Annotated in this window: 18 protein-coding genes; 9 read left to right on the forward strand and 9 right to left on the reverse strand. The window is 69.0% G+C overall.

The features are described from left to right. The first annotated feature begins 110 nt into the window (after positions 1-110). The gene (locus tag AC3ITM_RS17905; RefSeq protein ID WP_489266960.1) at positions 111-764 is read left to right on the forward strand and encodes an RIO1 family regulatory kinase/ATPase domain-containing protein; all 654 of its coding nucleotides are present in this window, start codon (positions 111-113) and stop codon (positions 762-764) included. Between the two features lie 25 nt (positions 765-789). Here AC3ITM_RS17905 and AC3ITM_RS17910 read toward each other — a convergent pair whose 3' ends face one another. Beyond that, the gene (locus AC3ITM_RS17910) at positions 790-1,128 is read right to left on the reverse strand and encodes a P-II family nitrogen regulator (RefSeq protein WP_228886029.1); all 339 of its coding nucleotides are present in this window, start codon (positions 1,126-1,128) and stop codon (positions 790-792) included. A gap of 163 nt (positions 1,129-1,291) precedes the next feature. Between AC3ITM_RS17910 and ubiK the strand changes: the two genes are divergently transcribed. After that, positions 1,292-1,552, forward strand: a complete 261-nt coding sequence (gene ubiK / locus AC3ITM_RS17915; RefSeq protein ID WP_228886030.1) for a ubiquinone biosynthesis accessory factor UbiK — start codon at positions 1,292-1,294, stop codon at positions 1,550-1,552. 10 nt (positions 1,553-1,562) lie between these two features. Here the strand turns inward: ubiK and yidA are convergent, their stop codons facing one another. Then, positions 1,563-2,402 carry a sugar-phosphatase gene (yidA, locus tag AC3ITM_RS17920; RefSeq protein ID WP_489266963.1) on the reverse strand — a complete coding sequence of 280 codons (840 nt, stop codon included), beginning with the start codon at positions 2,400-2,402 and terminating at the stop codon, positions 1,563-1,565. Between the two features lie 150 nt (positions 2,403-2,552). Here yidA and AC3ITM_RS17925 point away from each other — a divergent pair, with 150 nt between their 5' ends. Together AC3ITM_RS17925 and AC3ITM_RS17930 are read left to right on the forward strand one after the other, a co-directional pair. Beyond that, on the forward strand, positions 2,553-4,052 hold the full coding sequence (locus tag AC3ITM_RS17925; protein ID WP_489266965.1) for a YifB family Mg chelatase-like AAA ATPase: 1,500 nt from the start codon (positions 2,553-2,555) through the stop codon (positions 4,050-4,052). A 120-nt stretch (positions 4,053-4,172) separates the two neighbouring features. Beyond that, positions 4,173-4,415 (forward strand): hypothetical protein, encoded by a 243-nt coding sequence (locus AC3ITM_RS17930; RefSeq protein ID WP_489266966.1) that lies wholly within the window; start codon positions 4,173-4,175, stop codon positions 4,413-4,415. Positions 4,416-4,514: 99 nt separating this feature from the next. Here the strand turns inward: AC3ITM_RS17930 and AC3ITM_RS17935 are convergent, their stop codons facing one another. From AC3ITM_RS17935 to AC3ITM_RS17950, 4 genes are all read right to left on the reverse strand, one after another. Beyond that, on the reverse strand, positions 4,515-5,423 hold the full coding sequence (locus AC3ITM_RS17935) for a beta propeller repeat protein (protein WP_489266968.1): 909 nt from the start codon (positions 5,421-5,423) through the stop codon (positions 4,515-4,517). Positions 5,424-5,779: 356 nt separating this feature from the next. Continuing rightward, positions 5,780-7,333, reverse strand: coding sequence for a DHA2 family efflux MFS transporter permease subunit (locus AC3ITM_RS17940; protein ID WP_489266970.1), 1,554 nt, complete (start codon positions 7,331-7,333; stop codon positions 5,780-5,782). After that, a complete protein-coding gene (locus AC3ITM_RS17945; RefSeq protein WP_489266972.1) occupies positions 7,330-8,466 on the reverse strand; it encodes an HlyD family secretion protein in 1,137 nt (378 codons plus the stop codon). Before AC3ITM_RS17945 ends, AC3ITM_RS17940 begins: the two co-directional genes overlap by 4 nt. An 8-nt stretch (positions 8,467-8,474) precedes the next feature. Then, entirely contained in the window at positions 8,475-10,049 is a 1,575-nt protein-coding gene (locus AC3ITM_RS17950) for an efflux transporter outer membrane subunit (protein ID WP_489266973.1), read from the reverse strand. On the opposite strand from AC3ITM_RS17950, the gene AC3ITM_RS17955 reads away from it, so the two are divergent. Together AC3ITM_RS17955 and AC3ITM_RS17960 are read left to right on the forward strand one after the other, a co-directional pair. Beyond that, on the forward strand, positions 10,002-10,835 hold the full coding sequence (locus AC3ITM_RS17955) for an AraC family transcriptional regulator (RefSeq protein ID WP_489266975.1): 834 nt from the start codon (positions 10,002-10,004) through the stop codon (positions 10,833-10,835). The two genes, AC3ITM_RS17950 and AC3ITM_RS17955, sit on opposite strands and share 48 nt — an antisense overlap. Before the next feature lie 79 nt (positions 10,836-10,914). Then, on the forward strand, positions 10,915-11,586 hold the full coding sequence (locus AC3ITM_RS17960; protein ID WP_489266977.1) for a VOC family protein: 672 nt from the start codon (positions 10,915-10,917) through the stop codon (positions 11,584-11,586). Positions 11,587-12,138: 552 nt separating this feature from the next. Here AC3ITM_RS17960 and AC3ITM_RS17965 read toward each other — a convergent pair. Beyond that, a complete protein-coding gene (locus tag AC3ITM_RS17965) occupies positions 12,139-12,282 on the reverse strand; it encodes a hypothetical protein (RefSeq protein ID WP_489266979.1) in 144 nt (47 codons plus the stop codon). Between the two features lie 706 nt (positions 12,283-12,988). Here AC3ITM_RS17965 and AC3ITM_RS17970 point away from each other — a divergent pair. The 3 genes from AC3ITM_RS17970 to AC3ITM_RS17980 all read left to right on the forward strand — a co-directional run bounded on the left by AC3ITM_RS17970 (position 12,989) and on the right by AC3ITM_RS17980 (position 18,205). Further along, positions 12,989-13,588, forward strand: a complete 600-nt coding sequence (locus tag AC3ITM_RS17970; RefSeq protein WP_489266981.1) for a restriction endonuclease subunit S domain-containing protein — start codon at positions 12,989-12,991, stop codon at positions 13,586-13,588. Beyond that, positions 13,585-15,099, forward strand: a complete 1,515-nt coding sequence (locus AC3ITM_RS17975; protein WP_489266983.1) for an HsdM family class I SAM-dependent methyltransferase — start codon at positions 13,585-13,587, stop codon at positions 15,097-15,099. Before AC3ITM_RS17970 ends, AC3ITM_RS17975 begins: the two co-directional genes overlap by 4 nt. Before the next feature lie 253 nt (positions 15,100-15,352). Continuing rightward, the gene (locus AC3ITM_RS17980) at positions 15,353-18,205 is read left to right on the forward strand and encodes a type I restriction endonuclease (RefSeq protein WP_489266985.1); all 2,853 of its coding nucleotides are present in this window, start codon (positions 15,353-15,355) and stop codon (positions 18,203-18,205) included. A 16-nt stretch (positions 18,206-18,221) separates the two neighbouring features. Here AC3ITM_RS17980 and AC3ITM_RS17985 read toward each other — a convergent pair whose 3' ends face one another. Both AC3ITM_RS17985 and ubiA read right to left on the reverse strand, forming a co-directional pair. Next, positions 18,222-19,646, reverse strand: coding sequence for a short-chain fatty acid transporter (locus AC3ITM_RS17985; protein ID WP_489266987.1), 1,425 nt, complete (start codon positions 19,644-19,646; stop codon positions 18,222-18,224). A 157-nt stretch (positions 19,647-19,803) separates the two neighbouring features. Continuing rightward, complete coding sequence (gene ubiA, locus AC3ITM_RS17990; RefSeq protein WP_489266989.1) at positions 19,804-20,697, reverse strand: 4-hydroxybenzoate octaprenyltransferase; 894 nt, start codon at positions 20,695-20,697, stop codon at positions 19,804-19,806. Between the last annotated feature and the right edge of the window lie 118 nt (positions 20,698-20,815).

A 20,815-nucleotide genomic window follows, 5' to 3' on the forward strand; every position in this document is an offset into this window, starting at 1 on the left:
TGGTTTCGTGTACTGCCGAGTACTAAAATTAACGGAATCTTAGCTATCCACTGAAAGCAGCACCGGTACGCCTGACGCATTGCGCCGACCGCCGGGTCGCCCAGAACGTCATGACCCATCCCGTTGCCCCGTGTGTCCCCGACACCGCCCCCGCCGAGCTGCTCAAGCGCGGTGAACGCCTGCTGGAACCCGATGTCTACCGCACCTGCCTGAACGGGCAGCCGGCAGTGGTCAAGGATTACACCCGCTACCGCGGCACTCCCCTGTCCCCGCTGGCCCGCCTGCTGGTGCGCCGCGAAGCGCGCATCCTGCAGCTGCTCAGCGGCTGGAAGCACGCCCCGGCCCTGCTCGGTACCCTCGGCGGGCTGGCCCTGGGCATGGAGTTCATTCCCGGCCAGACCCTGAGCAGCGCCACCTCGGTGGGCGTGGAGGTGTTCGAACAGCTGCAGTACGCCCTGGGCCGCCTGCATGCGGCCGGCATCACCCACAACGACCTGCACGGCACCAATGTGATGGTCAGCGGCGGGGTGCCGGTGCTGGTGGATTTCACCTCGGCCTGGCGCAGCCCGCGCTGGCTGCCGCTGCACCCGGTATCGCGCCAGCTGCGCCGCAGCGACATGAAGAACCTGCTGAAGATGCGCCAGCGCAAGACCGGCCTGGAACCCACCCCCGCGCAGGCCGCGCTGGTGGCCGACCCGCGCTGGGTGGCCGGCCTGCGGGTGGGCTGGAAGCGGTTCTATCGCTGGTTCAAGGGCCACGCCTGACACAGGGTCCGGCCGCGGCGCGCCACTACAGCGCGTCGGCGTCCAGTTCGCCGGTGCGGATGCGCACCACGCTGCCCAGGTCGTAGACGAATACCTTGCCGTCGCCGATCTTGCCGGTGCCGGCCGATTTGACGATCGCTTCCACCACTTCCTCGACCTGGCCGTCGGTAACGGCCACCTCGATCTTCACCTTGGGCAGGAAATCGACCACGTATTCGGCGCCGCGGTACAACTCGGTATGCCCCTTCTGGCGCCCGAAACCCTTGACCTCGGTCACCGTGATCCCGGTAACACCACGTTCGGCCAGCGCTTCGCGCACGTCGTCGAGCTTGAACGGCTTGAGCACCGCCATGACCATCTTCATCTGCTTGGTTCCTTGTTGCCGGCAAGCGAGGATAACGCCTGTCCGCCGATGAACGCGATGCACCCGGCCGGTGCCGGTCGTCACGCTGCGGATTATCCTTACCGTATACACCCCTTCAGCCCGGTCATGGCGCCCTGCCGCCGACCACCCAGCGGAGCACCGCATGATCGACCTCAACCACCTCGACGACCTGGCCCGCCGCCTCAGCGACATGGTTCCGCCGGGCCTGCGCCAATCGCGCGAAGAACTGCAGGCCACCTTCAAGAGCGCCCTGCAGGCCGGCCTGGGCAAGCTGGACCTGGTCACCCGCGAAGAGTTCGACGTGCAGCGTGCGGTGCTGCTCAAGACCCGCCAGAAGCTGGAGGCGCTGGAGCAGGCCGTGGCCGCGCTGGAAGCAGGCCGCCGCGATACGCCCGACGCCTGAGCCGGCGCGCTTACGGCGCCTGCAGCACGAACCGCTCGATCGCCAGCGCCACCCCGTCCTCGGCATTGGACGCGGTCTCGAAGCGCGCGGCCTGCTTGACCGCCGCGATCGCGTTGCCCATCGCCACGCTGGTGCCGGCGAACTGCAGCATGGTCAGATCGTTTTCCTGGTCGCCCAGTGCCATCACCTGCCCCGGCTCCACCCCCAGGTGCTCGGCCAGCCGCTGCAGGCCGGGGCCCTTGCCGGCGCGGTGGTCGAACACTTCCAGGAAGAACGGCGCGCTCTTGAGCACCGCAAAACGGTCGGTGAGCGCGGCCGGCAGGCCTGCGATGGCCGCATCCAGCACCTCCGGTGCGTCGACCATCATCAGCTTGATGAACTGCATCGAACGGTCCATGTCCTCCACCCGTCGGTAGGACAACGGCACCTGGGACAGATGCGAATCGGCCACCGTATAGATGCTGATGTCCTGGTTGGGCGTATACATGCGCCGGCCGTCCAGTGCCTGGAAATGGATGCCCAGCTCGCGCGCGACCCGCTCGCAGAACAAAAAGTCATCGAAGCTCAGCGGAAACTCGACCACCCGCTGGCCGGTGCCGATGTTCTGCACCAGCGCGCCATTGCAGGCGATGCAGTAATCCTGCTCGCCCTCCAGGCCCAGCTCGGCCAGGAACGGCGCCAACCCCGAGACCGGCCGGCCGCTGGCCAGCACGATCCGCACGCCCTGCGCGCGGGCGGCGGCGATGGCCTGTTTCACCCGCGGCGTGAGTTGATGGGCCGGGTTGAGCAGGGTGCCGTCCATGTCGATGGCAACAAGGCGGACCGGGCCGTGGCGGCGCTGCATATCCATGTCGTTCAAGATCGTACTGGCAGGGCCGCCCAGTCTAGCGGCCCGCGCCCTACCCGGCAGAACACCGACCCCAGGCAAGGGCTTGGGCCTACATACCCACGCACGCCACGCGGCCATCATCGGCCCTACCCTCGGTCTTCTGGAAACCGCATGAGCCTGGCACTGGTGCACAGCCGCGCCCGCGCCGGCGTCAACGCGCCGCCGGTGCGGATCGAAGTGATGCTGACCGGCGGCCTGCCGCATACCCAGATCGTCGGCCTGCCCGAAGCGGCCGTGCGCGAATCGCGCGACCGCGTGCGCGCCGCGCTGATCTGCTCGCAGTTCGACTTCCCGCAACGGCGCATCACCATCAACCTGGCCCCGGCCGACCTGCCCAAGGAAGGCGGCCGCTTCGACCTGGCCATCGCGCTGGGCATCCTGGCCGCCAGCGACCAGATCGACCGCCAGCTGCTGGCCCAGCATGAATTCCTCGGCGAGCTGGCGCTGACCGGCGAACTGCGCGGCGTCGACGGCGTACTGCCGGCGGCGATCGCCGCGGCCGAACAGGGCCGCAGCCTGGTCATCGCCACCGCCAACGGCAGCGAAGCGGCACTGGCCCGGCATGCCGACGTCCGCGTGGCGCGCACCCTGCTGGAAGTCTGCGCCGGCCTGGCCAGCGGCAACCTGCCGCCGGCGGTGCCCACCGAGGTTGCCGCCGCCACCATCGCCGACCTGCGCGATGTGCGCGGCCAGCAACACGCCCGGCGTGCGCTGGAAGTGGCCGCCGCCGGCAGCCACCACCTGCTGCTGCTCGGCAGCCCCGGTTGCGGCAAAACCCTGCTGGCCTCGCGGCTGCCCGGCATCCTGCCCGAGGCCACCGAGCATGAAGCCCTGCAGACGGCCACCATCGCATCGTGCAGCGGCAGCGGCATCGACACCGCGCGCTGGCGCCAGCGCCCCTACCGCGCCCCGCACCACACCGCCAGCGCGGTCGCCCTGGTCGGCGGCGGCTCGTCGCCGCGGCCGGGCGAAATCTCGTTGGCGCACAACGGCGTGCTGTTCCTGGACGAACTGCCCGAGTGGAGCCGCCACGCCCTGGAAGTGCTGCGCGAGCCGCTGGAATCGGGCCACGTCATCGTCGCTCGCGCCGCCCGCAGCGAAGCCTTCCCGGCCCGCTTCCAGCTGGTGGCGGCCATGAACCCCTGCCCCTGCGGCTGGGCCGGCGACCGCAGCGGCCGTTGCCGCTGCAGCCAGGACAGCATCCAGCGCTACCGCGGCCGCATCTCCGGCCCGCTGCTGGACCGCATCGACCTGCACGTGGACGTACCGCGGCTGGAACCGCGCGCGCTGCGCGACGACGCCCCGCCCGGCGAAGACAGCGCCACCGTGCGCGCCCGCGTGATCGCCGCCCGCCAACGGCAACTGGACCGCAGCGGCAAACCCAACGCGCAGCTGCTGCCCGGCGAGCTGAGCGAACACTGCCGGCTCACCCACCAGGACCAGCAACTGCTGGAAGACGCGGTGGAGCGGCTGCAGCTGTCGGCCCGCTCGATGCACCGCATCCTGCGCGTGGCGCGCACCATTGCCGATCTGGACGGCAGCGACGCCATCGCCACCGCGCATGTGGCCGAGGCGATCGGGTATCGGCAGTTGGATCGGGGTGGGGGCTAGGGCGGTTCCAACCGGAAGGCGCAGGGCTATACGCTGCGGAGGCTCCGGCACCACAACGCCGAGCCTGTAAACCGATGCGCTCGATTCGCACACTCTTGGATAATCAGAAACAGGTGGACTATGGCCGAGTTCTCAATTGACATTGTAAGTCCTGCGAGCTTTGAATCGCTCGCTGCAGAAATATCATTTGCGTCACAACTGCTTTGCCGCATTGATCGGGAGCGAACTGATGGCGAGCTTGAAATCGAGTTCTTTCATCTGGCCAGAATTCTTGAGGCCGATGCAAAGATGAAGTTCTCACTGCCCAGCTTCCTCAGCGTCGTTGAAGATGCATGTGCGGAGTTGCGCGGCGTGCCTTCCTAGAATTGGCATACAACCTGCCCCCTACTGCAGGACCCGCATGCGCGTCTCCCTGCCCCCCCCCGATGGGGCACCGTGGAACTATCGATGTAGCGGGCGAACTCAGGTGTTGTGCGGGCATATCACCTGCTCCCACCGATCGCCATCGAACTCGAGTATGTGGTCGGCACCAAAGGAGTAGAGCAGTCCATCGTGGGCATCGAGTTTGTGGGCGCCGGGAGCGGGGCTGATGCCCGTGTCGATATCGACGAAGTCTTGCCCGTCGTATCGAATCAGGCCATGCGCATGGGAAATGTACAGCTGCCCGTTGTACAGCGCCATGTCCCAGAAATTCATGGCCCTGCCTGTATTGATTGCACGCCATCCATTGCAGTTTCCGACCAGCAACACACCATCGTTGCCGCACGCGTAGACCTCATCGCCGCTCTTGCACCGAACGCACGACAGCGGGCGATCGGTTGGAGCGTCCAGCCTGCTCCAGCGCGACCCATCGTAGTGCAGGATGAGGCCCTTTTCGCCCACCGCGTAGATGTCGTTGTGCGACAGGCCGTCCAGGCTCTCCAGGGTAGGAGAGCCCACTTTCGCCCCAGGCGGGCTCATGTTCGACCAGGCCCCGTTTGCGTAGCGATAGACCTGGGAGGACTGGCCGCAGATATACAGTTCGTTGCCGATCTCCCGTATGCACAGCAGCTCGCCAAGCCGGCCGATTTCGATGCGATGGTCTTGGAATTTTCCCCGGATGTTGGCCAGGGTGAAGTCCGCCGCGCCAGAGGTCACATGCCGCAGGTTGCCGTTTCGTCCAAGCATCCACAGGCTGTTGTCGCTGCGCCTGAAGCAGAGGGCGCCGATGACGTCGTTGTCCACGTCGTTGTACACCCAGTCCCCGTCGAAGCAAAAGGCGACCCTGGACATCTGTTCGTCCGGCAGGGAGTTGTACTGTGCAGGAACGACGACCGTGCCAGCCTTTACGACCAGGCCGCAGGTGAAAAACAGCGAGTCTTCATTGTTCATGGCGCCTTCTCCATCAAAGGCAAAGAAAGGGGGGCGGATTCTTCGGCCTCAGCGTATGGCGTGCTCCATAAGAGAACGCCGAACACAAGCATCCACGGAAATTCCCGACGGCGGCCCTGCATGGCGGCAGATACTCCAGTCATTCCCGCTCCATGCATCCCCCTGGATGGCGTCCTGCGCGCATTCTAGCGGGGGTGTAGGGGCAGCGCCCCTATCAGCGTGCACACCGCGCCTCCCGCATCGTTCGCGTGACGCGCACCATTGTCGATCTTGATGCGATGCCGCCGCCACCGCGGACGCTGGCCGACGCCGCTACTGCGCCGCACCCGAAGCACGCCGCGGCTTCCCCCGCAGCATCATGCTGCCGCTGCGCAGGCCAGCATGGCGATACCGGCCACCAGGAAGGCATCGCTGTAGGCCAGCAGCAGCGCCTCGCGATGCACGACCTTGTCCAGCAACGCGAACGCCTGCTGCCGCTCCAGTGCATGGCCGCTGCCGTACAGGGCCGAGGCAGCGTCGACCGGTGCCTTGGCCAACATCCGTACCAGTTCGATGACACGCGCCTGGGTGGCCGCCGAGAACGGCGTCACCGCCTCGCCGATGTGGAAGGCGTGCAGGCGTTCGCGGGTGACGATGAACTGGCTGGCCACCGCGATGCCGATGGCGCCGCCAACGTTGCGCACCATCGAGAACACCCCGGCCGCCGACCCCAGCTCGGACCGCTCCAGGCCTTCCACCGCCATCACGCTCAGCGCCACCACGATCAGCGATTGACCGATGCCGCGCACGATCAGCGACGGCACGATAACGTTGCTGGCCGCGTTGGCATCCAGGTGGATGTTCATCAGGCAGCCCACCGCCATGATGATGAAGCCCAGCACGATGGCGGTCCTGACACTGGTGCGCTTCATCAACGGCGGGGTGGCGAAGGACATGATGAACTGCACGATGCCGTAGGGGATCATGGTCTGGCCGATCTGGCGGGCGTTGTAACCGTGCACGTCGGCAAAGTAGTTGGGGATCAGGAACACCACCCCGAATACCACCGCACCGAAGGTGAACTGCATCAGGCTGGCCAGGCCGAAGTTATAGCTGGACAGCAGCCGCAGGTTGAGGAAAGGTTCCCTGCGCCGAAGTTCGATGGTGACAAAGGCCACCAGGCCCACTACGGCAACCAGCGCCGCTTCGAGGATGAAGGCCGATGAGAACCAGTCCTTGCGCCCGCCCTCCTCCAGCATGATCTGCAGCGCGGACAAGCCCAGCGCCATGGCGATGATGCCGCCCCAGTCGCCGGTCCGCAGTTTCTCCAGGGCCATGGGCTGGGGCCGGATCGACCAGCCGATCGCCGCCAGCAGCAGCAGGCCTGGCGGCACCTGCAGGTAGAAGATCGCCCGCCAGGAATACACATCGGTCAACCAGCCGCCCAGCGACGGCCCCGCCGCCTGGGCAACATTGTTGGCGATGGCGAACAGGGCCATGCCGAACGGATGCTTCGATGACGGCAGCTCGGTGACGATGAGCTGGAACGACAGCGGAATGAGCACGCCGCCAAAGGCGCCCTGCAGCGTACGCGCCAGGATCATGGCCTGGATGTTGGGCGCGACCGAACAGGCCAGCGAGAACACCACGAAGCCGGCCGCGCCCACCATCAGCACGCGGCGGATGGTGAACACCGTGGCCAGCCACGCGGCCAATGGAATGACGATGATCTCCGCGACCAGGTAGGCGGTGGTGATCCATGACCCCTCCTCGAAGGTGGCACCCAGCGAGCCGCGCACGTCGGGCAGCGAGGCATTGGTGACATGCACGTTCATGCCGGCCATGAAGCAACCGACCACGCCACCGATCACCGCCACCCAGGCGCGCAGCGAAACCGCCTCTTCGGACCGAACGGCTGCGGCGGCGCTCATCGGGCGCGCGCCGGACGCGTATCGATCTCGGCCACCACCGACATTCCCGGCCGCAGCGAGGCAAGCCTGCGTTGCCCGGCATCCACCGCGATGCGTACCGGGATGCGCTGGACGATCTTGGTGAAGTTGCCGGTCGCGTTGTCCGGCGGCAACAGCGCGAACTGGGCGCCGGAAGCGGGCGCGAAACTCTCCACGTGCCCGGCCAGCGCCTGCCCGCCCAAGGCGTCGACCTCGATCTGCACGCGCTGGCCCGGCGCAACGCCTTCCAGCTGCACTTCCTTGTAGTTGGCGACGATGTAGACCTGGTGCGGCACCACGGCCATCAAGGGCGCGCCGGCCCCGACATACTCGCCCACCCGTACGCTGCGCTGGCCGACGGTGCCGGCGATCGGGGCGCGGACCACGGTGTGTTCCAGCTCCAGCCTGGCCAGCGCAAGGCTAGCCAGGGCCTGCAGCAATGCGCCCTGGGCCTCCTCCAGCGCGGCGGTGGCGCGCTGGCGTTCGGTGGCCAGCACGGCAGCGTAGTCAACGCTTGCCGCCGCCGTGGCGCGCATGGCGTCCACCGCCGCCGCGCTGCGCGTGGCGCTGGCGTCGGCCGCTTCCAGGTGCCTGGCATCGGACGCCTGCTGATGGGCAAGTTTCTGTTCGCGCCGGTACTCCAGCGTGGCCTGGCGCAGGTCGGCCTGGCGCGCCCGCACGTCGGCGCTGGCGGCGGCAATCACGTTGCGTTGCCGCTGGCGCTGCGCGTCCAGGTTGGCAATGGCCGCCTGTTGCGCCATGACCTTGGCGCGGGCCACCGCGACGGCACCTTCGGCCTGGGCCACGTGGTTGCGGTAGTGGCGGTCATCCAGCCTTGCCAGGATGTCGCCGCGGGCGACACGCTGGTTGTCACCCACCTGCACGCTGGCGATGTAGCCGGCAACGCGCGGGCTGATGGTGGCGATGTCGGCGCGGACATAGGCGTTGTCGGTGCCGACCATGAAGCGGCCCGCAGTCCACCAGTGGATGCCGGCGGCAAGCGCGGCCAGGGCAAGCAACAGCAGGGTGGCCAGCACCAGCGGCCTGCGCATCATCGGCGGGCGGCGGCCGGCCATATCGACAGGTGCACCGTGTGGGGGAGTGGTATCGGTCATGGTCATGTTCAGAGGGTGGGGGAAGGGAACCGGCGCGCGGGGTCGGCGCGGCGGGTGATCACCGGGGTGTGCACGGCAGGCGCCTGCTCCCAGCCGCCACCGAGCGACTTGAACAGCGCGACCTGGCCCAACGCCAGGTCGGTCTCGGCCGCGGCCAGCGCCGCGTGCACCTGCGCGTCGCTGCATTCGGCTTCCAGCGCATCCAGTTCGCTGGCCGCGCCGGCGCGCTGGCCCAGCCGTGCCAGTCGCATCGCCTCGCCGCTCTGTACGGCGGCGGTGTTCAACGCATCGCGCTGGCGCCGTGCCGCCTCATGGGTCGCCAGTGTCTGTTTGACGTCTTTCAGCGTGGCCAGGATCACCGCGTCGAAACGCGCGAGCGCGGCCGCTTCCTGCGCCTGGGCCTGCGCTATCTGCGCGCGCGCCGCGCTGATGTTGGGAAAGTGCCAGGAAAGTACCGGCCCCACGTTCCATGCGATGGCACTGTGGTGGCCCAGATCGCCCACCTCCGGCGCCGAACCGGCCACCGTGCCGAGGATGGACACGCTGGGATAGAGGCTTGCGGTGGCCACGCCGATGCGCGCGGTGCTCGCTTCCAGCCGACGCTGCGCCTGGCGGACATCGGGCCGGCGCTGGAGCAGCGCGGTAACGTCCCCGATCGGGATCGGCGCCTTCAGCTGCGGCACGCTGGTGCAGTTGCCCGTCGCGGCGGCTAGGTCATCGGGCGGCCGCCCGGTCAGCACGGCCAGTTCGTACAGGGCGTTCTGCCGCCCGGCCTGCAGCGCCGGCAGCGCCGCCTGGGCCTGCCCGGCCAGTGCGGATGCACGCGCCACCTCCATTGCCGTGGTACCGCCGGCAGCACGCAGCGCGGTCTTCAGCGCCAGGCGTCGCGTTGCCAGTGCCAGCGAGCGTTGCGCCACACCTGCAGCGCTGGCGTAGCCGCAACTGTCCACGTAGGCGCGCGTGGTTTCGGCGGCCACCACCACCCGCACGCTGTCCTGCGCGGCTGCGGTCGCCTCGGCGTCGGCCCGCGCGGCCTGCACGGCGCGCGCGATCCGGCCAAAGAAATCCAGGCTCCAGCCGGCCGACACCGCCGCGCCGTAACGCTGCCCGGTGCGCACCTCGGTCTGATCCAACGCAGCGGCGATCTGGTCGCTGACCGTGCTGCCATAACCGATGTCGCTGGACACCGTGGTGAGCGGAAGCCGCGCTCCCTGGCGTTCGCGCAGCACCGCGCGCGCTTCGCGCAAGTTGGCCGATGCCACCTGCAGATCGCGGTTGTTTTGCAGCGCCTCGGTCACCAGCGCGTCCAGCGCCGGGTCGTCATACAGGCGCCACCATTGCGTGGCCACAGGGGCCGCCGCCACCGCACTGCCCACCTGGCCGAGCGAAGGCGGCGCGCCGATGGTCGAACGGGGCGATCCCGCGGGGCCGACGGCGCACCCGTTGGCGGCGGTGGCAAGCAACAGACACAACAGGGGGGCGCGCAAAGCAGTCATGGACGGGGCACGTGGGGTGGCGTGTGGCCGGGGGTCCACATGACACCACCATCGCCGCTGTCCTTCTCCCGCCTGGCGGACTACCATCGTCTAGATATGGACATTCCGCGCACGGTCAGCGACTGCCATGCCACCGACCGCCCGGTCGCGGCCCTGGCCACCTGGCACCCCCATGGCGAGCACATTGCCCCGCACCGCCACTCGCGGGCGCAGTTGGTGCATGCCCTGAGCGGGGTGATGACGGTGCAGAGCGCTACCGGCAGCTGGGTGGTACCGGCGGGGCGGGCGGTGTGGATGCCCGAAGACATCGAACACCGCATCCATATCGCCGGCGACATCGCCATGCGTACCCTCTACGTCGCGCCGCGGGCCCGGCCGAACCTGCCTGCCCGCTGTGAGGTGATCGAGGTGTCCCCGCTGCTGCGCGAGGCCATCATCGCCGCTACCGGGATCGGCCTGCACTACCCCACTGCAGGCCGCGACCACCGGGTGATGGAACTGATCCTGGACGAGATTGAAAGGGCACCCCGGTTGGGCCTGCACGTGCCGTTGCCGCGCAATGCCCAGCTGTTGCGCCTGTGCCAGCGGATGATCGCCGAACCGGCCGAGCCGGTGACGCTGGAAAGCCTGGCCGCCGACATGCATGTCAGCGGGCGCACGGTGGCGCGGCTGTTCCACCGCGAGGTGGGGATGAGCTTCGGGGACTGGCGGCGGCGGATGTGCCTGCTGCTCAGCCTGCCGCGCCTTGCGGCCGGGGCATCCATCCTGGAGGTGGCGCTGGAGCACGGCTACCTCAGCCCCAGCGCGTTCTCGGCGATGTTCCGCCGCGCACTGGGCGTATCGCCCACCGACTATCTGGTCTCCCGGGAATGACGCATCGTCAGTCACCTTCCAGCTGAATACTCATCGCCAACCGCTGGACGTCCCTACCACGCCGCTGCACCATGGCCGCATGCGCATCGAACATCTGACCCTGCCGGTGTCCGACCCGGCCGCCGTGGCCGGTTACTTCCAGCACACGCTGGAACTGCCGGTCGAGCATGATCGGGTACAGCCCGGCTGGACCACGCTGCAGCTGCTGCCGGCCGGCGAACGGCCGGTAGGCGGCGTGCACCTGGCCTTCAACGTGCCGCACAACCGCTTCACCCAGGCCACCGCCTGGCTGGATGCGCGCGCGCAGCGGCAGCGCAATGCCGAAGGGCAACAGCATTTCACCTTCGGCGGGCGCTGGGATTCCGAATCGATCTACTTCACCGGCCCCGACGGGCTGATCCTGGAGCTGATCGGCCGGCGTCGCCTGCCCGGCTCGGAGCGGCGCGGCGCCTTCCACGGCAGCGAGATCACCTGCATCAGCGAAGTGGGGTTGCCGGCGGCCAGCGTGGCCGACGTGCAGGCGCGTGCCGATGCGGTATTCGGCTTGCAGCCGCTGTCGCCGCCCACGCCGCAGTTTGCCGCGCTGGGCGACGACGAAGGGCTGCTGATCGTGACCGATGCCACCCGCCGCTGGTTCCCAGAGCAGCGGGTGCTGCCCAATGCGAAGGGCGTGCGTGTGCGGGTGAGCGGGGTCACCGCGGCGGCGGTGCTGGACGATGCGGCACTGGGTTGGTGCGTGCAGTCGGATTGAAACAATGGCGTACGGTCGGGCCTGCGCCGCCTGTTCCCGGCCCAACCATCGCAGGTACGTCCGATCGTGGCCGGATGCGCTCCGTTCCGGCATCACCCTGTCCGAGCGTGGCTCGGACCTACGCTTTCCCATGCGTGCCAGCCATGTGTGGAGGGTTGGCGCGGGTGGGTTGGCGGGACTGTCGAAAACATGGGTCCGGCGTATACGCCGGACGGGTTGGGCAGGATGCCCAACCCCGGTCTTGCCGCATGCGCAGGACAGCGCATGCGAGCAAGTTTTCGCCAAGCCCCCAAGGGTGAGAGTGCATTGCCTGCGAGGCACTGCCTCGCATGCGCTCGAACGCCCAGCCGCCAGCGGCTGGGCCGGGCCGCGGAGCGGGGTTCACGGCGTGTCCCGCCAACCCACCCGCGCCAACCCAATCAGCGCATACGCGGGCAGCTGCCTTTGATCTGAGGCTGCGCTTGGCAGCTTACCTCCCACGCAAATCGGCGGAGAACCTGAAAAAAAGCCCCGCGATATGCGGGGCTCTTCATTGCGCATGGCCGGCAGGCCTCACTCTTCTTCGTCCTGCCATCCCTGCTGCTGGTTCTGGTTGCGCTGCTGTTGTTCCTGCTGCTGTTCCTGCTGCTGGTCGCGACCGCGGCCCTGCTGCTGGCCGCGTTGATCCTGGGAATCCTGCTTGCGCTGCTGAGTCATGGTAGGTCTCCGGGTGGCCACCGGCGGGGATGCCGGGGTTGGGGACATCCTGTGCAGCGGCAGGTTAACGAGACGTGGCGTTTTGCGCAGGAAATCGTCAAGACAACGCGACCAATGGCGTTGGCCATTGTCGTATCGACGTCGGCGGGAGGCGCAACGCTTGAGAGCGGATGGGAATAAGCAAATGCCCTCTCCAACACTATGCCTGGTCAGGTGAATGAACATGCTGCCAGTGACGCGCACCCGATTATCTGGATTTTAGATACCCGAAATCGGGCTGTATCGTTCCGGCGTCCAGACTCGAAACGCCCCCCATGATTCCCACGACATCAATGCTGTGGCACCGAGTCTTACGGACTACATCGGGTAGTGCACCGGGGACAGCTCAGCGGCCTCCCGACACGTTCGCCACTGCCAGATCGCACGTGCGCGGCGTGTTCCCTGCAGCTATCGAAGTGCCATACCACCCGGCCTCGCGCATCACCCGTTTGCGCAACCTGCTCAACTCGATTGACCACATCTTTTCGAACACACAAATGCGGTTGATGTCATCGCTGGAATCAACCGCCGCAAAGTGCGCGCCAGCAAGGTTTCGTTGCGTGCTCCATCCCAGTTCCGCAGATGCGGCCCCACCTGTTCTGCATCACTGCGAATGCTGCGGTTGTACGCGGTTGACCCTCTCCACCCTGCCACGCATGGTGGCGCCATGAACGCACTCACGCGCATCATCGCGCTTGGCGATCTCGCCAGCATCCGCCAGGGCCATCCGTTCCGCGGCGCCATCACTGCCGTTGCCGACGGGCCGGTGCAGGTCATCCAATTGAAGAACCTGGCCGTGGCCGGGTTGCAGGAGCGCGATGCGCTGCTGCGCACCGCATTGCGGCCACGCAAGGCACCGCACTGGGTACAGGATCAGGATGTCCTGATGGCCGCACGCGGCAATCACCCGATGGCGATGCTGTTGCGCGACCCACCACAATTCACCGTATGCAGCCCCCACCTGTACGTGCTGCGCGTGGGCAACCCGGAGGTGCTGTTGCCGGCCTTCCTGGCCTGGCAGCTGAACCAGCGCCCGGCGCAGGCCTACCTGCGCCAGCAGGCCGCCGGGTCGCGCCAGCAGAGCCTGCGCAAGGTGGTGGTGGCGCAGCTGCCGCTGCAGGTGCCGCCGCTGGCCCAGCAGCAGCGGGTGATTGCCATCGCACGCGCCGCACAGGCCGAACGGCAATGCCTGGAGGCCTTGATCCACAACCGACAACAGGAGATTGCCGCCGTGGCAGAACGGGTGCTTGAGGGATGCAGGGCATGAACCCGGCCAGCCTGCCCGGTGCGCACGCCACCCAGGCTGCGCTGACCGCCGCGCGCGACACCCTGGAAGGGGTCGAGGACGGCCAGGTGGCCACCTACCTGGTGCTGGCGTTGCTGATGCTGAAGATCGCCAGCGATACCGAGGCCGCCGCCACCGACCCGGACACCGCCGGGCCCGATCCCGGGGCGCCGATCTCGCCCGGTGTGCAGTTGCTGGTGGTGCCGCCCGAGGCGCGTTTCGAGCCGCTGCACCAGCAGCGCTTCCTGCCCGGCAACGACCAGCGGATCATGGCCGCCCTGCAACAGCTGGCGCGCGCCAACCCGGAAACGCTGGGCGAGGTATTCGACGTGCTGCGCCTGCACGATGGCTGGCCACGCGATCCGGACCGGCGCGAGCTGGCGCTGTCGCGGCTGCTGGCCCGGCTGGCCATCCCCGCGCTGGATTTCCGCAGCCTGCGCGGGGTGTACCGGGCCGACATCGGCGAGGCGGTGGACCGGCTGCTCGAGCGCAGCCAGCCGCAGCCGCGCAGCGCACCGCTGGCGCACGTGCCCGACGCGCTGGCCTGGCTGATGGCCGCACTGATGGACCCCGGCGAGGACGACACCATCTGCGACCTGGCCTGCCACAACGGCAGCCTGCTGCTGGCCGCCGGCCAATGGGCGCGCAGCCGGCACGGCGCGCGCCGGCACCTGCTGTACGGGCAGGAACAGGACGACCCTTGCTGGGCACGCACGCGCCTGCGCCTGCTGCTGCACGGTGAAGACAATCATGGCGTGCGGGCCGGCAACCCCATGCTGCATGACGCCCTGCTCACCGCCGATGGCGGCCTGCGGCGGTTCCACGTGCACCTGTGCCGCCCGCCATTCGCATTGCGCTGGGCGCCGGAACGGGTAGCGCACGATCCCTTCCACCGCTACGTCCACGGCGTGCCGCCGCGCCAGTGGGGCCACCTGGCGCTGTTGCAGCACATGCTGCGGGCGCTGGACCGGCAGCACGGCCGGATTGCCATGGTGGTACCGCACGGGGTGCTGTTCCGTGCCGGGGAGGAGGCGCGGATCCGCCAACGGCTGCTGGAGGCCAACCTGGTGGAGAGCGTGATCGGCCTGCCGGACCGGTTGTTTGCCGGCATGCCGGTAGCCACCGCGCTGCTGGTGCTGCGCAGCGTGCGCAACGACGAGGCGGTGCTGTTCGTGGATGCGCGGCGGCTGGCGCCGGCGCACCGGCGCGGGCCGAAACTGGACCTGGCCGCCGCCGAACGCCTGCTGGCGGTATGCCGGCAACGCACCGATGTACCCGGGCTGGCCAGCCGCGTCGGCCCCGAAGCCCTGGCCCGCGAAGACGGCAACCTCAGCGTGGCCCGTTATGTCAGCGCCGACGACACGGCGCAGCGCCCGGCCGTGACCGCACTGCGCGGTGAACGCAGCGCATTGAAGGCACACCTGGGCAGGCTGGAGCAGGGCCTGGACGCCGAACTGCGCGCCCTGGAGCGGCAGGTTGCCGTGCCGAACTGAGCACGGTGTGTGGTCTGGCAGGCAGAGCAATCGACACGCCCTATCCAGAACGCAACTGCGATCCAAAAGTTCTTGGTTCTGCGGCCAGCCGATGACATGAACCGGAATGGTGCACACGACGAGCGCGGTTGCAGTGCGCGCAGACTGCGGGCATGCGCGCCCGTTTCATTTCCGTTTGCGATGCCGACACTGCCTGCCATGGGCCGGTGCCGCATGTGCGCCGTGCTGCGGTGGTCGGCGCCGGCCTGCCGCGATGACCGCCGTGCGCGACAACCACAACGTGCGGCGCTCGGCACTGGGCTGGCTGCGCCGGCTTGGCTGGGAGTACGTGGCTCCCGGTCACGGCGACCCCGTCGGTGCTGACGGCCTCGCCGGCATCCGGCAGCAACGCCTGCTGCAGCGGTTGCAGGCGATACGCTTTGCGGCGCAGGGCCAGGACTGGCCGTTGAGTGCGGACAGCATCGCGCGGATCATCGCCGACCTGACCCCGGCGCCGCTGCGCCAGGGGTTGCTGGCCGGCAACCATGCCTGGCAGCGGCAACTGGTGGACGGCATCGATACCCTGCAGACCCTGCCCGATGGGCAGGTGGTACCGGTCACGGTGGCGCTGATCGACTGGGCGCAGGTGCAGGCCAATTGCTGGGAAATCGCCGAGGCCAGCGCGGTCGATACCGGCACCGGGGCGCAACCGACGGCGAGCGGACTGGTCGGCTACGTCAACGGCCTGCCGCTGGTGCGGGTCAGCTGCGCCGAACGCGACCGGCACCGGCGCTGGGCCGATCTGGCCAGCGCGGTCGAACACCATCTGCACGGCCAGCAGTCGGCCACGCTGGCGCCGCTGTATGCGCGGGCACAGCTGCTGCTGGCGTTGGACCGCCGTGGTGGCTGCTATGGCCTGCCCGGCACGCCGGCCGAAGACTGGCTGCGCTGGCACGAGCCGGATTGCGCGGGCGCGGCGTTGCAACGTTTGCGCCAGGCCCCGTGCGGCGGCGACCCGGCCGACCTGCGCGGCGTGCATGCCCCGCTGTTGGCCGGCGTGCTCGCGCCGGCGCGGGCGTTGCAGCTGCTGCGCGGCTTTGTGCACTGCGGTGGCGATGGCCAGCGGCGCATCGCCAGTGCCGCGCAGTTCCTGGCGGTGCAGGCCGGGCTGGCGCAACTGCGCCGGGTGGACGCCAACGGCCGCCGCCAGGGCGGGCAACTGTGCCTGGCCGCAGGCAGTGGCGCCGGCCAGGTGCGTGGCTGGCTGTTGCAGGCGCTGCGCCGCGAAACGGCCCTGCGCCACTGCCGTGTGCTGGTGGTGGGAGCGCCTTTGGCCGGCGCGGCACCGGCCAAAGGCAACCGCGCACGCGCGCCTGCGCAGCAGCTGGCCACGTTCATGGGCGCCCGCCAGGAACGCGAACTGACGGTCAGTGCCGCCACCCTGCATGGCTGGCTGCGCCGCCGCGAAGGCGGCCATGCCGGTGATGACCTGATCGTGCTGCTCGATGCAACGTTCTGGTCCGGTGATGCGGCCCGCCTGCGCCGGGCGCGGCGGCAGTTGCCGCGCGCCGGATGGCTGACCATCGCCGAGGCGCCGGTGGCCTGCGCGCACGAGGGCGACGACCGTGTGCTGTTCGCCAGCCCCGTCGCCGCGGCGGTGGCCGAGGGCAGCATCATCCCGGTGCTGTATGCAGCGCGATGCGAGCCGGCAACCACCGCCACGCACAGCGCCGCCGGTAACGCAGCCAGTCCTGCGGCCACGACGACGCGCCACATCGGCGTGGCCGAAACGATCGGCCTGCACTTCGGCGACAGCATCGCGCAGGCCGAGCGCGACCTGGGCGCGCTGCTGCTGGTGGACGGCATGGCCCAGGCGCGCCACTACCTGCGCGCGTTCGAGCAGGCCGGCCTGCTGCACTGCGCGCTGGCCGCAGACCTGCCTGCAGAAGCGTTGCGGCAGGAGGCCGAATTGCTGATCGTGCCCAGGCCGGAGCACCGGCTGCCACGCGACCGGCGCCGTGCCGTGCTGTACATCGACTGCGCCCTGCCACGCGCGGCACTGCTGCGCTGGATGGCAGCGATCAACCTGCCGCATCCGGACAAACGCGGCGCGCTGATGGTGGACTTGCGTACACCACCGGCATTGGCCGACGCCTCCGCCTTCGATGGCTGGGGCCCGCAACCGCTGCAGCACGGCCACGCACAGCTGCCGCGGCAGCACCGCCGGCTGCGTGCGCTGCTGCCGCATGCGGCCAGCGATGATTTCCATGCCTGCCGCGACCACCTCGGCCCACGCTGGGTGCTGGACACGCAGGGCCGGGACAGCGATGCGCACCGGCGACGGCGGAGACTGCTGCACGCGCGCGTCACCGGGTTTGGCCAGCAGCTTGAAACCGCGCTGTGCGCCGCGCACACCGAGGCGGCCCACTACCTGCCGGCCGAACGCGGCCTGCGCTACCGCCACGACCTGCATTTCTGTTCGCTGCTGCGCGATGCGGTCAACGCCGATGCGCAGGATGCCGATGGCTACCGGGCCGAGGACGTGCGGATCCGGCACTGGGCGCGTGCGCAGGCGCCGGAACTGCACGAACCGCTGCTGGAGGACTACCAGGTGCTGCGCACGCTGGACGCGCCCAGCCCACGCCGCGACGCCGATGCGCTGCACAGCCGGCTGCGGCGCCGGCTGGAGCGGGCGTTCGGCGCGGACCGCGCCGCCTGGCAGCGGTGGGACCAGCAACTGCGCGCGCTGCTGGCCGGCCCGCTGGCGGCGGCCGAACGGCTGGCCGGGTTGTGTGCGCTGCAGGACCGGATCGAGGCCGATGCCGCAGCGGACCTGCCGCCGGCACTGCCGCCGCGGCCGCTGGTGCAGGCCTGCTACGGCGTGCTGTGCCGGCAGCTGGGCGAACCGGCGCCGGCGCAGCAGGATGGCCGGATCGCCCTGGCGGTGCAGCTGGAGGCGGCCGTGGCCGCCACCCATGCCAGCCTGCCGGCCGCGCCGCATCTGTTCACCGTCGGCCTGCGCCGACGGCTGGCGGCGGTGCTGGCCGCCGAGCTGGACCCGACCATGGCAGGCACGGTGCTGGAAGCGCTGCTCGAACTGGCCCCCTGCGGCTGGCAGGTGGCGTGAGCCCCCCAGGTACTGCCTACGGCATCACCGGCGGCACATAGGTCAGGGTCATGCCGAGCAGCCATAGCAGGCCCAGCACCAGCGGGATATGCACCAGCAACTGGATGAAGGTGAAGCCGACGATGTCGCGCGCCTTGAGCCCAAGCACCCCCAGCAGCGGCAGCATCCAGAACGGGTTGATCAGGTTGGGCAGCGCCTCGGCGGCGTTGTAGACCTGCACCGCCCAGCCCAGGTGGGCCTTCAGTTCGTTGGCGGCCTGCATCACATACGGCGCTTCGATGATCCACTTGCCGCCGCCGGAGGGCACGAAGAAGCCCAGCACCGCCGAGTACACGCCCATCACCAGGGCGAAGGTGTCGGTGGTGGCCACCTGCACGAACAGGCTGGACAACCGGTGTGCCAGGGTTTGATCGCCGCTGCCGGTGGCGTGGGTGAGGATCATCGCGATGCCGCCGTACAGCGGGAACTGGATCAGCACGCCGGTGGTGCTGGGTACCGCCTTGGCCACGGCATTGAGGAAGCTGCGCGGCCGCCAGTGCAGCAGCAGGCCCAGCGAAATGAACAGGAAGTTGTAGGTGTTGAGGTTGGCGATCGCACTGACCAGCGGCTTGCTGGCGAACTCGCCGAACAGCCAGCCGAAGGCCAGCAGCGACAGCAGCACGGTCAGCAGCGGGCTGTATTCCAGCCATTCGCCGGGCCGGGTGCGTGGTTGCAGCGGTGGCGGCTCGGCCTGGGCGGCGCCGTCGAACGCGCTGGCAGTGCGCGCGGTGGCCGGGCCGGGTGCGGTCAGCCAGGCGATCAGCAGCGAGACCAGGATCAGCGCGGCGGTGAGCACCACCGACTGCCACAGGAAGATGGTTTCGGTGAAGGGCAGCACGCCGGTGATTTCCACCAGCCCCGGCGGCATGCTGGCCGGGTTGGCCTGCAGCTGCGCGGCCGAAGAACTCAAGCCCATCGCCCATACCGCGCCCAGGCCCAGGTAGGCCGAGGCGCCGGCGGCGCGGTAATCCATCTTCAGGTCTTCGCGGCGGGCCAGCGCGCGCACCAGCAGGCCGCCGAACACCAGCGAGAAGCCCCAGCTGAGCAGCGAGGCCAGCATGCTGACCAGGCCCACATATACCACCGCGCCACGGCCGCTGCGCGGCACGCGGGCCAGCTGGTCGATCAGGCGCGCCACGATCGGCGCGGTGGCCAACGCATAGCCGCCGATCACCACGAAGGCCATCTGCATGGTGAACGGGATCAGGCTCCAGAAGCCCTCGCCGAAGGCGCTGGCGGTGGCCTGTGGCGAGGCGCCGAAGCCGATTGCCGCGCCGGCCACGATGACCACGCCGAGCACGGCGAACACATAGGCGTCGGGAAACCATTTTTCCGCCCAGGCCGCCGAGCGCAGTGCTGCCCGCGCCATCCAACCATCGTGCACCGCCGTCGCTGTGGCCATCGCCCCCTCCCAGGTCATTCAATGGGTTGGATTCTGTCGCCTGGCGCGCGCGGTGTCAGTCGCCCAATGGTCGTAGTGCCGGCCGGCTCCCCGGGAATGATCGCCAAGCCGGCCAGCGGCCGGCACTACCGATGCCGGACCGTGCCCGGCATCGGCCTCAATGGAACGCCAGCGCCGCGGCGATACCGGCAAACAGGGTCGCGCCGACCCAGTTGTTGTGCAGGAAGGCCTTGAAGCACGGGTCGCGCTCGCGTTTGCGGCACAGCAGGAACTGGTAGGCGATCAGCACCGCGGCCACGCCCAGCGACAGCCAGTACGCCGTACCCAGGCCGGCACGCAGGCCCACCAGGCCCATCGCGCCGAGGAACAGGGCGAACAGGATGCCCTGGATGACCAGGTCCAGCTCGCCGAACAGGATGGCGGTGGAATGGGAGCCCATCTTCAGGTCGTCGTCGCGGTCGACCATGGCATACCAGGTGTCGTAGGCGGTGGACCACAGGATGTTGGCGGCATACAGCAGCCAGCCGATCAGCGGCACTTCGCCCTGCACCGCCGCGAACGCCATCGGGATGCCCCAGCCGAAGGCCATGCCCAGGTAGACCTGCGGCAGGTGGGTGTAGCGTTTCAGGTAGGGGTAGCTGGCGGCCAGGAAGATGCCGACGAAACTCAGCCCGATGGTCAGCGCGTTCAGGGTCAGCACCAGCGCGAAGGCCACCAGCATCAGCACCGCGAACAACACCAGCGCCTCGCGCCCGCTCACCCGGCCGCTGGCCAGCGGGCGGTCCTTGGTGCGTTTGACGTGCGGGTCCAGCCAGCGGTCGGCGTAGTCGTTGATCACGCAGCCGGCCGAACGCGTCAGCCACACCCCGGCGCTGAACACCAGCAGGGTCCACAGCGGCGGCTGGCCGCCGGCGGCCAGCCACAACGCCCACCAGGTGGGCCACAGCAGCAGCAGGGTGCCGATCGGGCGATCGGCGCGCATCAGTTTCCAGTACTGGCCCCAGCGCGACGGTGCGGCGGCGGCGGGGGCATCAAAACGTTCGTAAGCCATGCGCCAAGGATACCGCCACGGCCGGCAACCGGCGTTGCCGTGCAGGGCAATTCAGCGGGGGGCAGACCTGCGCGGCGTTTCCCGCTAGAATGCTCGTCCCCGCGCCGCCAAGGCGACT

It is taken from the genome of Stenotrophomonas sp. KH_029 (assembly GCF_057839765.1).